This window comes from Geoglobus acetivorans (assembly GCF_039641995.1).
Lineage (GTDB): Archaea > Halobacteriota > Archaeoglobi > Archaeoglobales > Archaeoglobaceae > Geoglobus > Geoglobus acetivorans.
In genome coordinates this window covers 1,316,769-1,329,774 of the sequence record NZ_CP087714.1, presented here as the reverse complement: position 1 = coordinate 1,329,774, position 13,006 = coordinate 1,316,769, and the positions used below count along the sequence as shown (strand labels likewise).

The 13,006-nt window shown below is 45.7% G+C and carries 15 protein-coding genes; 8 read left to right on the top strand and 7 right to left on the bottom strand.

Annotation, left to right across the window (positions count from 1 at the left end; translation table 11 throughout):
- Positions 1-91 precede the first annotated feature (91 nt).
- Positions 92-1,090 carry an aminotransferase class I/II-fold pyridoxal phosphate-dependent enzyme gene (locus LPQ35_RS07785; protein ID WP_193808469.1) on the top strand — a complete coding sequence of 333 codons (999 nt, stop codon included), beginning with the start codon at positions 92-94 and terminating at the stop codon, positions 1,088-1,090.
- Here the strand turns inward: LPQ35_RS07785 and mtnP are convergent.
- Complete coding sequence (gene mtnP / locus LPQ35_RS07780; RefSeq protein WP_193808468.1) at positions 1,061-1,909, bottom strand: S-methyl-5'-thioadenosine phosphorylase; 849 nt, start codon at positions 1,907-1,909, stop codon at positions 1,061-1,063. The two genes, LPQ35_RS07785 and mtnP, sit on opposite strands and share 30 nt — an antisense overlap.
- Positions 1,906-2,610, bottom strand: coding sequence for a phosphoribosyltransferase family protein (locus LPQ35_RS07775; RefSeq protein ID WP_193808467.1), 705 nt, complete (start codon positions 2,608-2,610; stop codon positions 1,906-1,908). Before LPQ35_RS07775 ends, mtnP begins: the two co-directional genes overlap by 4 nt.
- Before the next feature lie 109 nt (positions 2,611-2,719).
- On the opposite strand from LPQ35_RS07775, the gene LPQ35_RS07770 reads away from it, so the two are divergent.
- The 6 genes from LPQ35_RS07770 to LPQ35_RS07745 all read left to right on the top strand — a co-directional run bounded on the left by LPQ35_RS07770 (position 2,720) and on the right by LPQ35_RS07745 (position 7,537).
- Positions 2,720-3,511 carry an alpha/beta fold hydrolase gene (locus LPQ35_RS07770; RefSeq protein ID WP_346297610.1) on the top strand — a complete coding sequence of 264 codons (792 nt, stop codon included), beginning with the start codon at positions 2,720-2,722 and terminating at the stop codon, positions 3,509-3,511.
- Positions 3,512-3,592: 81 nt separating this feature from the next.
- On the top strand, positions 3,593-5,188 hold the full coding sequence (locus tag LPQ35_RS07765; protein ID WP_193808465.1) for a hypothetical protein: 1,596 nt from the start codon (positions 3,593-3,595) through the stop codon (positions 5,186-5,188).
- A 40-nt stretch (positions 5,189-5,228) separates the two neighbouring features.
- On the top strand, positions 5,229-6,008 hold the full coding sequence (locus tag LPQ35_RS07760; protein WP_193808464.1) for a CBS domain-containing protein: 780 nt from the start codon (positions 5,229-5,231) through the stop codon (positions 6,006-6,008).
- A gap of 5 nt (positions 6,009-6,013) precedes the next feature.
- Complete coding sequence (gene hisE / locus LPQ35_RS07755) at positions 6,014-6,292, top strand: phosphoribosyl-ATP diphosphatase (protein ID WP_193808463.1); 279 nt, start codon at positions 6,014-6,016, stop codon at positions 6,290-6,292.
- Entirely contained in the window at positions 6,267-6,557 is a 291-nt protein-coding gene (locus LPQ35_RS07750) for a signal recognition particle subunit SRP19/SEC65 family protein (RefSeq protein ID WP_193808462.1), read from the top strand. Before hisE ends, LPQ35_RS07750 begins: the two co-directional genes overlap by 26 nt.
- Positions 6,554-7,537 carry a DNA methyltransferase gene (locus LPQ35_RS07745; protein WP_193808461.1) on the top strand — a complete coding sequence of 328 codons (984 nt, stop codon included), beginning with the start codon at positions 6,554-6,556 and terminating at the stop codon, positions 7,535-7,537. The genes LPQ35_RS07750 and LPQ35_RS07745 overlap by 4 nt, the downstream gene beginning before the upstream one ends.
- Positions 7,538-7,570: 33 nt before the next feature.
- Here LPQ35_RS07745 and LPQ35_RS07740 read toward each other — a convergent pair whose 3' ends face one another.
- The 3 genes from LPQ35_RS07740 to LPQ35_RS07730 form a co-directional block, all read right to left on the bottom strand.
- The gene (locus LPQ35_RS07740; protein WP_193808460.1) at positions 7,571-9,277 is read right to left on the bottom strand and encodes a hypothetical protein; all 1,707 of its coding nucleotides are present in this window, start codon (positions 9,275-9,277) and stop codon (positions 7,571-7,573) included.
- 5 nt (positions 9,278-9,282) lie between these two features.
- Entirely contained in the window at positions 9,283-10,494 is a 1,212-nt protein-coding gene (locus tag LPQ35_RS07735) for a hypothetical protein (RefSeq protein ID WP_193808459.1), read from the bottom strand.
- A gap of 162 nt (positions 10,495-10,656) precedes the next feature.
- Entirely contained in the window at positions 10,657-11,163 is a 507-nt protein-coding gene (locus LPQ35_RS07730) for a DUF6653 family protein (RefSeq protein ID WP_193808458.1), read from the bottom strand.
- Positions 11,164-11,440: 277 nt separating this feature from the next.
- Between LPQ35_RS07730 and LPQ35_RS07725 the strand changes: the two genes are divergently transcribed.
- Positions 11,441-11,671: a ribbon-helix-helix protein, CopG family gene (locus LPQ35_RS07725; protein ID WP_203219045.1), complete on the top strand. Its 231-nt coding sequence runs from the start codon at positions 11,441-11,443 to the stop codon at positions 11,669-11,671.
- Between the two features lie 198 nt (positions 11,672-11,869).
- On the opposite strand, the gene LPQ35_RS07720 is transcribed toward LPQ35_RS07725, so the two are convergent.
- Together LPQ35_RS07720 and LPQ35_RS07715 are read right to left on the bottom strand one after the other, a co-directional pair.
- Complete coding sequence (locus LPQ35_RS07720) at positions 11,870-12,601, bottom strand: TatD family hydrolase (RefSeq protein WP_193808457.1); 732 nt, start codon at positions 12,599-12,601, stop codon at positions 11,870-11,872.
- Positions 12,602-12,723: 122 nt separating this feature from the next.
- The gene (locus LPQ35_RS07715) at positions 12,724-12,960 is read right to left on the bottom strand and encodes a HEPN domain-containing protein (RefSeq protein WP_193808456.1); all 237 of its coding nucleotides are present in this window, start codon (positions 12,958-12,960) and stop codon (positions 12,724-12,726) included.
- Positions 12,961-13,006 lie beyond the last annotated feature (46 nt).

The window sequence follows — 13,006 nt, the reverse complement described above, 5'->3', positions numbered from 1 at the left end:
GCCAGATATTGCAAAAAGCGGCTTTGTTACTGCAGCCGGACAGCATCCACACATTTGAAAAAGCTTATCACACACTCGCCATAGGAAGTCTGTGCACGGAGATTACTACGAAAGTTACCTGAAAAAGGGGTTGAAACCGCTGGACTTCGCCTCAAACATCAATCCGTTCAGACCGGGAGATCTGCACGAAACTCTCACTGAGGCCATTGAAAGTGCCTACTACTATCCTCAGAACAGCTACAGGTCTCTGGTTGAGGTCATCTCTGGCTCCACGGGATGGGACTCAAAAAATATCGTTTTCGGAAATGGCTCAATCGAGCTTATCGAATTCTTCTTCAGGACGCTGAGGAAGGGCGTGGCGATAGTCCAGCCAACATTCACCGAATACGAGAGGTTTGCGAAAATCTACGGACTCAGGGTTCACGATGTTCCGTGGAGCGTTGAAAAGATTCTGGAATTCATCGAGAGCAGAAAACCTGAGGGAATCGTGATCTGCAACCCGAACAATCCCACCGGAGAGTTTTTCAGAAAAGCCGTGATGGAGGAAATATCCGAGACCTGTGAAAGAAAGAACGTTAAGCTGATGGTCGATCAGGCATTCATAGACTTTGTAAAGACCCATGATGTTGATGCGTTCCAGATTCGATCTCTCACGAAAATTCTCGGCATTCCGGGATTGAGGTTCGGGTACGGATGCTTTCCTGAGGAGTATGCAGAAAAGTTTCACGATACAAGGATACCGTGGAGCGTTAACGGGGTTGCAAAATTCGTGGCCGAAAAATACCTGCCAAGACTGGGAGCGTTTTCAAGGTATGTGAGAGCAAGAATAAAAACGGAAAGAAATCATCTGGTACGCAACCTTAAAAAACTTGGTTTTGAGTGCCGGGGAAAAGCCAATTTCCTGCTGTGCGAAGGTGAATTTCAGGCTGAAGACGTTTTCAGGTTCCTGGAGCGAAAAAACATTCTGATAAGGACGTGCAGCGACTTTAAGTGGCTCAACAACCGCCACTTCAGAATTGCTGTCAAAAAAAGAGAAGAAAACAGGGCTTTGCTGAGAGAATTAGAGGTATTTGTCCAGGAAAATTCCTAATTTTTCTTTCGCCTCATCCGTAATTTTATCGGGACTCGTGGTTATCGCAAATTTCAGAGCATCTCCGCACTCGCATTCTCTCCTGTCAGGAATGGCCGGTATGAGCTTTCTGAGGATTTTTTTCACGTTTTCTTCATTCTTTGCAGCATTCTCCAGTACAGTTTTGACATCAACCGGCTCATCTTTCCAGACGTCGTAGTCTGTGACCGTCGCTATTGTCAGATAGCACATCTCAGCCTCCCTCGCAAGCTTAGCCTCTGGCAGAGCAGTCATGCCAATGATATCAAAACCAAGCTGCCTGTAAACGTTCGATTCAGCCTTGGTGGAAAACTGAGGACCTTCAATGCATACATAGGTTCCGTTTGGATGGTACGAAAGCCCGAGTTCATCAAGAGTTCTTATCGCCACATCCCGCATCTCACTGCAGAACGGTTCAGCCATGCCAACATGCACAACAACATCCTCAAAAAAGGTGTCCTTTCTGTGCTTCGTTCTGTCGAAAATCTGATCTGGAATCACTATGTCAAGCGGCTTTACCTCTTTTTTCAGCGAGCCCACTGCTGCGATGCTTATGATCCTGCTGACGCCCAGCTTTTTGAGGGCGTAGATGTTGGCCCTGTATGGCAGGTTGGTGGGAGAATAAACGTGTCCCCTTCCGTGCCTTGGAAGAAAAGCAACTTTCCTGCCTTCGAAATCTCCGATCAGGATCTTATCCGATGGTTTTCCAAATGGAGTTTCAATCTCGACCTCCTGAACATTTTCGAACGCATCGCTGTCATACACTCCAGTACCACCGATTATGGCGATCTCGGCATTCATTCTTTCAGCCTCCAGAAGGTCTTGTCGTCCTTAACCACCCTCTCGACAATTCCCCGTCTCTCCATTTCATCCATGACCTCAAAGAATCTTCTGGGCTGGGCAATTTCAAGATAAATCGGATCAATCTGATGGTACTCGTGCAGGCCCCATTTTATATCCCATTCTCCCCAGAGCTTATCCCTATCCCTTGCGAGCAGTCTTGTCGTGAGCTCAATCATATCCTCGACGAAGTTCCAGGGGAAGATAACCCACGCCCACTCCTCCATGTACTCGCCGAAGTAGTCGGGGGTGAAGCGGGACGTGTAGAGGAGCTGAAGGGTTGCGGTCTTGACCTCACTTGCTCCGTTCTCCTCGACGTGCTCCTTGGCCCTCATAAGGCTCTTTCCTGTGTCGGCTATGTCATCAACTATCAGCACCTTCTTGCCCTTAACGCTGTCCTCAGGCAGAGGGTACTTTATCTTCACCTCTCCACTCTGCTTTGCAGTGCCGACATAATGCTCAATTTTCAGGCTTGTCAGGTCATCAAGGCCGAGCAAATCGCACAGAACTCTGCCTGCAAACCATCCACCCCTTGCGAGCGCAACAATGATTTCTGGTTCAAAACCATCCTCTCTTATCTGCTCTGCCACCCTCCTGCAGAGCCCGTCCATGTATTCCCAGTTTGTCACAACGCATTTGAACTTATCAGGAAAAGCATCCACCTTATCACCCTCCCAATCTAATGCATCTGAAATATAATGTTTTTTGTCCATGTTCCCTCAACCTGTCCATTACCGAAAATTTAAATGTGGCATACTACAACAAATAATCATGATATTTGGGTTCTTCGACTCGGATGGGCTCAAACTGAGATACTTTGAATCTGGAGTAGGTGAGCCACTGATTCTCGTTCATGGTCTCGGAGGATGCATCGAGGCCTGGACTGCTCAGCTCGAGGATTTCGCCAGAGAATTCAGAGTCATCGCACTCGACCTCAGGGGTTTCGGGATGTCTGACGTGCCGGAGAGGATTTCAATCGAGGATTTTGCAGACGATATTCACCACCTGATGGACCACCTCGGCATTGAGAGGGCCACAATTCTCGGTCATTCAATGGGGGGCATAGTGTGCATGGAATTCTACAGGAAGTATCCAGAGAGGGTGAAATCGCTCATCCTCGCAAACACATTCCACAAACTCCCTGAACAGGTGAGAAAGGAGTTTGAGCAGAGGCTGAAAATCCTCGAAGCAAGCCCGGACATGACCCAGATTGCCAGATTCATATCCGAAATATCGCTCTACCAGAAAAGAGAAGAGCTTAGAGAGCTCGTTGAGACAATCATAAGGAAAAACAACAAGGATGCATACACCGCCGCAACATCAGAGCTTGCGAAGGCAGATTATGAAAGCCTGCTGCCCAACATACGCGTTCCGGTGCTTGTAATAACAGCAGAGCATGACGTTACAACACCACCTGCATTCGGCGAGGCAATAGCCAGACTTGTACCTGGCTCGACTGCAAGAAGGATAAGCAATGCCGCTCATCTCGCAATGCTGGAAAATCCTGATGAGTTCAACAGCGCTGTGATTGAATTCCTGAAAAATGTTCATGGACAGCGGTGAAAGTGCACCCGGCAGGCGTCCTGAAAAGGAAAGGAACAATTCAAGAAATCTTAAATATCTCTTTTGAAAAAATTATTTAACATGAAGAAACTTCTGGTCTTCGCCGTTCTTATTGCTCTTGCAATTTTCATTTCCGGCTGCCAGCAACCAGCAGAAAAGTCTGCGGAGCCCGAAAAAACAAAAACAGCTCCAGAAAAGACCCCGACAGAGGCAGTGAAAGCGGAGAAAATCGAACTTTTTGCACAGTCAGCATCGTGTTTCTGCCACAGTGATCTGAGAGATCGGAACGGTACAGACGTGTCCATTCTGCGAGAATGGGGTCAGAGCATGATGTCATTTGCGTCAAAGGACCCATACTGGAGGGCCAAGGTTAGTTCCGAGCTTGCAAAGTTCCCGGAGCTCGCCGAAGTGATCAACGAGAAATGCGCCAGATGCCACATGCCAATGGCCAGCGTTCAGGCACATGCGGATGGAATTGAAGTGAATGTGAAGTCGTTCCTGAATGCAGACAGCAGAATGCACTCCCTCGCCATCGAAGGGGTTTCGTGCACACTGTGCCACCAGATACTCCCGGACAATTTCGGAGAGAAGGAGAGCTTCAGCGGAAAGTATAAGATAGACACGAAGACCAGAAAGCCGGACAGAATCATCTTCGGACCCTTCGACCCGGTAAGGGTGAGGCCAATGATAAACAGCGTAGGATACATACCACAGCTTGGCAGACACATTGAAAAGGCCGAGTTATGTGCCACGTGCCACACGCTGTACACTCCATTCCTTGACGATGATGGAAAGGTTGCCGGAGAGTTTCCCGAACAGACGCCATATCTGGAATGGCTGAACAGCAAATACAGCCCGGACACTCCATGTCAGAAGTGCCACATGCCTCAGACTGATGGTGTAAGGATTTCATCCATGCCTCCAAACCTGCCCGAACGGAGTCCATTTTTCAGGCATGTGTTTGCCGGAGCGAATGTCCAGATGCTCGATATGCTCGGGGCACAGAATGGTGCAGATAAAGCCGGAGAGATGCTCAGGTCACACATAAACGTGAAGATAGTTTCTGCCAGCAGAGACGGGGACGAGCTTAAGGTCGATGTAAAGGTGGAAAACGGTGCCGGCCACAAGTTCCCAACAGGTTTTCCATCAAGAAGGGCGTGGATCCACCTGGTCGTAACCGATGGAGAGGGCAATATCATTTTCGAGTCGGGCAAGCTGGAGGGTAGCAGGATTGCCGGAGAAAGTGAACCCTACGAACCCCATCACGACATCATAACCAGCGAGGATGACGTTCAGATTTACGAAGCCGTGATGGTCGATGTCAATGGAAAGGTAACATCTACTCTTCTCAGGGCCGCAGACTACATCAAGGACAACCGCATCCCTCCCAAGGGGTTCGATGTCGCAAAAGCCATTCCGGATATAGCTGTTAAGGGCAAGGCATCAGAAGATTCCGATTTCACAGGCGGAGAAGATACGGTCAGTTACATAATCAATGTTGCTGGATACAAGGGCCCATTTGAGGTAAAAGTGGAGCTGCTCTACCAGTCTGTTTCATATCGCTTCCTGAAAGACCTGGAAAGTATGGATACTCCAGAGGTGAACGAGTTTCTGGACGGTTTCTCCAGAATAAGTCCAGCTACGGTGATCGCATCGGACATCACCACGATTTCCTGACATGAGAAACTAAATATATCTCCTATTTTTTATACCACCTGTGAAGCAGAAAGTGGCAGAATACATGACGAGAAACGTTATCACGCTCAGACCCGACAATACTGTTGAGGAGGCAATAGATATAATAGAAAAGACCGGTCATGACGGTTTTCCCGTTGTCGACGAGAACGGCAAGCTTGTGGGATACATCTCCTCGATGGACCTGCTCAGGAAGGACTTGAACGCAAAGATAAAGGACGTGATGACCAGATCCCTTTATGTGGCAAGAGAGTACATGGACCTGAAGGATGCCGCGAGAGTCATGTTTAGAACGGGACACTCCAAGTTACCTGTTGTCGATGACGAGGGCAGAATAAAGGGCATAATCACAAACACAGACATAATCCGCAGTCAGATTGAGAGAGCCGATCCGACAAAGGTGTCGAAGCTGAAGGAGACGATAGAAAAGGTTCACGGCACAGAGGTAAAGGTTTACAACGGAGAAGTTGAGGTGGACAGGCTGATTCCCACCCAGACCAAGATTTACGCAGACGAACTGAGGGGCCGAATATACGAGCTGAGGAGAGGTCTGGCTGAGCCAGTTGTGGTAATAAAAAAGGGTGGCAAGCTCTTTCTGGTTGATGGACACCACAGAGCGGTTGCAGCCAAAAAGATCGGCATGGACAGACTCGATGCATACATTCTCGAAGTTCCCGAAAATGTGGAGCTTGGCATGGAAAAGCTCGTCAGGAAGAAAAAGATTAAATCCATCAGGGACATCGAGATTATCGAAGATGTTCCCCACCCCCTTGTCGAGATAACGTTCAAGAACTCAAAGTGATTGCCATGCTGGAAGAGCTTTACGAGATCATAGAGGACAGGAAGAGAAACCCGGTTGAGGGCTCGTACACTTCAAGGCTCCTCTACGGTGAAAAGGGAGTAAACGGAATACTTGAGAAGCTCGGAGAGGAGACGACAGAGGTGATCCTGGCTGTAAAGGACGGGAAAAAAGAAGAGATTGTTTACGAGGTGGCGGATTTGCTTTACCACCTCCTCGTTCTGCTGTCAAAACTGGAAATAAGTCTGGAGGAAGTTTACGATGAGCTTGCAAGAAGGAGGAAGTAGTTACGTAATCTGGACTGTCAACATTGACAAAAAGAAGAGCAGGAACGAGGGGAGAAAAATCCCCAGAAGGTTTGCTGTCCCCAACGTGAAGCTGGACGAGCTTGCAAGAGCATGCGAAGCTCTCGGCCTCAGCTATGATGTGGAGCAGAAAAAGTATCCCCGGTGCTGGTGGGAAGAGGGGGGAAGGATCAGAGTCGAGAAGAAACTGAAAAAAACCGAACTGATGATCAGGCTCGCGGAAAAAATAAAGGAAATGCGAGGATGAGGCTGATATTCTACCTGAGCGGAGAGTTCGAGGAGCTTGCCAGAATAGAAGCCGAGACGTTCCTGAACGTTTTTGATGGCCACACTGAAAGCACAGACAACCAGATTGTGGTCGGAGAATGTTCCGAAGAAATCTCCGGATACTTCAACAGGTTCGGACTCATCCACGAGGTGAGCGAGCATCTATTCTCATGCACGAGTCTCGAAGAGCTGAAAGGGCGCTTTGAGAGCATTAAAATTCCTGATGGAAAGATCTGCGTGAGGGTCAGGAACATCGGTAAGAGAAAGGTGGACTCCCTCAGGCTCGAGAGAGAACTCGGGGCAGTTCTCTGGAGGAGGGGAGCAAAGATAAGCGTTTCAAAGCCAGACCATGTCATAAAGGTTTACTTCTCTGGGAGAATTCACACCGGAGTTCTTCTGCACGAGACTGACAGGAAGCAGTTTCTGCTGAGAAGGCCTGACCTGAAGCCGTTCTTCAGGCCCGGAGCGATTCTGCCAAGGATTGCGAGGAGTCTCGTCAACATCGCGGGAATTAAGGAGGGCGTGGTGCTCGATCCCATGTGCGGCACGGGCACGATTCTGGTTGAGGCAGGCCTTATGGGTTTGGAGTTCATAGGAATCGAGGCCTACAGAGTTATAGCGGAGGGCTGCGGAGTTAACCTGCAGTACTACGGGATTCCAAAGAACGTAATAATCGGTGACGTGAAGAGCATGGGTCTCAGAGAAGAGAGCGTCGACGGCATAGTCACCGACTTCCCCTACCTGCAGTCCACAAAGAGCCTCGGTGAGATTCACGAGCTTTACAGCAGCGCTTTTGCAGAGTTTGAGAGAGTGCTGAAAGGGAACAGCAGAGCGGTTTTTTTAACAAATCTGGATGTCGATGCTCTTGTTAAAAAGCATTTTGAGATCGAGTACAAGCTTTACCAGAGGCTGCACAAGAGCCTTACCAGAAGAGTATACGTGTGCAGGAAAATACGTTAAATTTTAGTCCGTATTAAGATAAGAATCTAAACATCATGCAAATCTCCGCAATTCTCCTTTTCCACGTAAGTAGATTGTGTAGAATTTAATGTCATATCCCCTCTTTTCGAAGTACGCTTTAATTTTTCGTATTTCATCGTAAAACAAGTATGCATAAATTGCAGGAAAGACGACCCTTATTTTACTTGGATTGTCTTTATATTTGGATAACTTCCATACAAGTCTTGCATGCGGACTCCAGTGCTCTATGATTAGTTCTTTTTCATCACTGGAAGGATAGCCGGTCTCTACTTCCCAGTATTCCTCATCAGCTACTATGTCCGGTATAACGTAACCAACAAACCCATTTTCATCTATTAAGGGAATCTGTTGTTCTACCCTGATATCTTTGTAACCCTTCTTCTTGAGGTATGAATACGTAATTCTCTTCATTAAGTAGTGAAACCGGGATTCCCTATCTGGAAAGTATTCTACATCTTCAGGAAGCTCTTTATCGAGTCTTTTTAGTTCCTCCTCATAAAGTCTAACAGCTACAGCCCACAACTCATCTATGCTCTCCCACTCAGGCTCCCCAATTGCTAAAAGGTCTACACCCAACAACTTCCCAACTAACTTTCGAATTTTCTCGCTACGTTCTGGAAGAGAGACTATAGCAATGTCAACATCGAGCACTCTCCTATCTAAGTCCTCGAAGGGTTTTATGTTTGAAACGTACAGTATGATACATTTCGACCCTCTCTTTGAGATCTCTCTGAGCCCTCTCACAATCTCTACCTTATCATTTTCGTTGGCTGAAACCAGCACTATCAGATCTTCAGAAATTATCGACGAATATGGATCTTCCTTTTTACTTATTTTTCTGGCAGGAATGTGTCTAACGCCCGTTTTTCTCTTCATCCACTCAGCAACTTCTACTAAAACATCTCTTTGCCAAGGTAAACCCTTAGCAAACTTGTATTGACCTTGGTAAGTGTATTTCGTGGACACTAAGTACTCAACCATCTCCAGTCCGTCTGCATGTTCACCAGCCACAATTAAGCAGAAAGGGCGTTGTAAACTAATTATCCTCCAATCACCTTTTCGTGTCGGTAAAATCTCCTCTAATATGTCCTCACATAGTCCAAGTCTGGTCTCTTCATCTTTTTCAGTCAATTCTTGCTTGAATCTATTTTCTATCTTTTTCACTCCATCCTCAGTTACAGCTTGTCCCTTTATGAACTTATGACCCTCGTTGCCCACTATGGGTGGTTTATCTAAAAACTTTTCATAAAGAATTGGAGTCCTTGCAATTTTAATATATATCTGGGGGATTTTAATCGATTTTTTATATGATACTCTTTCTAAAGACGCGTTGAGTTCGTAGCAAGTCAGTTCTGTAACATTTCCCGTTTTCATGTTTGGAACAAGTATTATCCCTGCTCTCGGCGCGATAAATGTTTTTGTGTCTAAGTCGTGATGTCTCTCATAAAAGTGATGCTTACAGTTCAATTGTGGGATTTTCAACAAGTCCTTTCCAACTTCTACGCTTGACTTTAACTCAACCGGTGTTTCCGAGATAGGTGATTTATACAATACTTGAGGTATGAGTAACCCATCTTTTAAGACTTCTTTAACCTTTTCGACATTTTTACCTTCCTTCACTCGGAGTCGTAATTTTGGTTTTTTAAGTTTCCTCTCACTTTCAAGAGATCTTGTAACGTTTACCCTCTGATAAATTTTTTTAAGTCCCTCTTCAGTCATCGATTTCACCTCTGGTGAATCCACTCATAAGCTCTTGTAGTGGGCTCAATTTCAAGAATATCTCCTTCAAACTTTAATTTGAATAACATGTCGCTTAGAAGGAACAGTGCTGGAGATATATCGTCTAAAAGCTGAAGCAATGGAATATTGCATTTATGCTCAGTTGACCAGTATTTTTTGGTTGTCCAATAGTTATACGAGGTTAGCAGTATTCCAGAAATTCGATACTTATACCTATCTCGACATATTGTGTGAGTAGTAGTGTGCCCAAATTCATTTTCCCATGTATAGCTTGGGAACTTCCAGCCTATACTCTTGAGTGCCTGAGCTGCCATTTCGTAGAACTCCTCTTTGAGGTTCGGGACTTCTGGGAAAACCAGTGTCAAACTCTTTCTGAAACCATCGTTAAAAGCATCCCAAATCGTCTTGTACAGTTCAATCAAGTTTCTACCCAGCGAACCCTCCAAAAACGAGTAAACTTCGTATTGCTCTTTCTTTTTTCTAACTTCTTCAGTGGCACCCTCAATTTCCGGTGAAAAAATAACATCTAGCCCGAAGATGTCTTTTATCATATCTAAAGCCTCTCTTGCTTTTAATTTGGGATATGCAGCAGTCATGTATCGATAAGTCAGCCTGTCGAGCGTCCAGATGAATAGAGACCTCTGGTTGTAGTTGGGGAGAATATCCTTCAACCTTCGAATAAAATCTGATAACATCTCCGTCAGCTTTTTATAATCTGAAAGAATTTCATAATAGTTATATTCTAACTTTATCTCTGCTTCCCAGTCCGATATCAAGTCATTTTCTTTAGCCTGCTCGAGAATAGTTTCTACTTTGCTTGATATATCCATCACAAACGAGATGAATTTCGTTTCCTCTACAAGAACTTTTGTTGTTGGCGGTAATTCTTCTTTCAACTTCTCGATCAAATCACGAACGTTTTCTGGTTTGAAACCAAAAAGCTCGCAGTAAACTTTGGCTAAACTCCTCTCCTTGTATATGCCATCTGCTGAAACACCACCAAGCAGAACGCTGCTGTAGTCCCAATCTTCTTGCAATTCTTTAAATGATATGCCATCACATTTTCTTTTCAGTTCTCTCCAAAATTCCCCTATTTTTCTGCAACTTTTTGCTAGATCTTTGATGGATGAAAAGTAGTATTTCCATTCATTTATTTGGTCATAATCAAACTTTACCGCTCTGAATGCCTGCGACATAGTTACTGGTATTAAATTTCTGGAATATAAAATGGTTTTGGATTCAAAAGTAATATTTTCAATTTGGGAAGCTAACCAATTAATTTCCACCACTATGTTTTGTTAAACTGTATGCTACCTAAATTGACTTCTCCGGAACTCCTTATCACCTTAAATAAGTTTTTATCGGTCTCTTTCCAGCTCAGTGACGCAATCTTTCAGCTCCTCGTATATCCACACCATCCTGTCCAGAAACCACAATTTGCTGAGGTAAATCCAAACAGCTCCGGCAATTGTGATCCACACGTCCAGCAGAAACATTCCGGCCACGAGAACGACGCCACCAGCAGCCTGCAAAAGAGTCTGTATTCTGATGACCCCGTAATGATGTTCGGCAACTGGATACCTGTCCCTGTTGGCCCAGAGGTACTCACCAATCACGCACTTCGACCACCAGCTGCTGATTTCCGTCTGTTTTGGAAAAAGAGTTGGATTGATTAGAGACCATACAACAACCAATACCACAAAAACCAGCGAATACCAGCCAACCCACACCCTCGACCAGACTGCAAGCACGAGAAGAGGCAGGGTTATAAACCTCGTAATCACACTCCACGGATTTGCATGTTTCATCCAGTCCTCAGGTCTTTCAAGCCCAAAGCCTCTGGCAATTTTCTTTTCTACGGCCATTGTTCTTCCATCCCGCAAGCAGTTTTGTTCTGGAAAACTCAGGTTCTGCTATAAAATCATTCTCTTTTGCCAACTCTCTGGAGCGTGTGATTCTAACTCCTCTTTTGGCACATTATAATAGGGTAAAACCACCTTTAAAAACCGAAAAAGTTGCCCACTACAATTGTGTTAGGTTTACTGCTGGGGATGGTTCGATGGCAGGAAATAATTTTAGGAAAAGACACATTACGACAGATTCGGAAAACTGTTTTAAACTCCTATTAGCATACTAACAGGCATGAACATAAGTGTCGAACTCACTCCCGAACTCCTCGAATACGTCGAAAGGAAGGTCAAAAGTGGATACTACAAAAGCAGGAGCGAACTTGTCAGAGAGGCAATCAGGATGATGATGAAAGCTGATATCGAAAGGATGCTTGAAGAGAAAGGAATCGACCTTGAAAAATTCGAGGAAGAGGGGAAGAAGGTTTCAAGTGAGCTGATTGAAAGAAAATTCGGGAGAGTTTAGACTTGTAATTGACACCAATGTCCTGTTTTCAGCTCTGAGATATAAGGGAAAAACATATTCGAACATATTCTGATTCTGCGTGAGGAATACCCCAAAAATTACCTTAGTAACTGGAGACAAAAAACTTAGAGAATCAATTAACAAATTTGAGAAAGGACTCTACATTACTGTTGACGAAGCTCTGGAGCTCGTTCTCCCTCAAATCTTGAAAAACCTTTCCGCATTCTTCCTCACAACCCTCTCGTTTCCGCATGCATCGTGGAGTTTTCTCACCGCAAGCATGTCAGACTCGCTGAAACCAGTGTCGCTGTTGGCTATGAGCCTATCATCTCCAAACTCCTCGATTATCATTACTGCTTCTCCAACACTCAGCTTTCCGGGCTGCACGGTTATTCCGGCCCAATACCCCTTTTCAAGCACAACCCTCACAGTCCCGACGGAGTTGTGATCTATCAGAGCAAGCTCTTCAGGGAATGACACAGCATCAAGGATTTCGAGGGTCTTCTCGAGAATCGCCTCCTTGTTCTTTCTGGGAGTGTGGATTATTGCCGGAATGTCAAGTTTCTTCGCAAGCTGTAGCTGGGCCTTCAGAACCTCCCTCTCCTCATCACTGCCGTCCTCAAGCCCCACCTCTCCAATGGCAACATATCCCGAATAGCTCTCGATGAAATCCAGAACTCTCTGCCAGTCTGGCGGAATACACCTCGGATGGATTCCAATCGCAGAATGAATCTCCATTCCGGCCTTCCTTCCCCTCTCAGGCTCGAACTCTGTCAGCTTTCTCGCAAGGTCAATCAGGGTTTCGGGAAAGCCCGGCCTTATCGGGTAGAAGGCGCAGGTTATCGCCTTCTTGATTCCGTTTTCAGCCATGTGCCTTAAATCCTCAACACTCCTCCCCTCGGAATGGATGTGGGTGTCAATGAGTGTCATGAACATTATTTGTCCGGCACAAATAAAAATCATGCTGTTATGCAATGCAAGTCATAGCGAAAGAGCCGGGGTGTTAACTGGAGCCCATCCACCGATAATCTGCTAAACACGGTTTTCACTTTTTACTGGAATTCTTCAGCGTCATGCACCACCTGTTCAGCCATCTCTTTGCTCAACTTAAGTCCACCTTCATAATCTGCGTCCATTCTGATGTCAAATGCAAGTTTGTACGCTTCAGCATGGGTTTCCTCAAGATTGTCCTTATTGACAAATTCGATACCGGGCATCCTCAAAACGCCAGCATGTCTCCTAGGAGAGATGTCTCTCGTAAGGAGCATTGCCTTTGCGGCATGAAACATTGCATAATAAGCTCTTGAAGCCGCACCACGGTACTATCCACCAGAC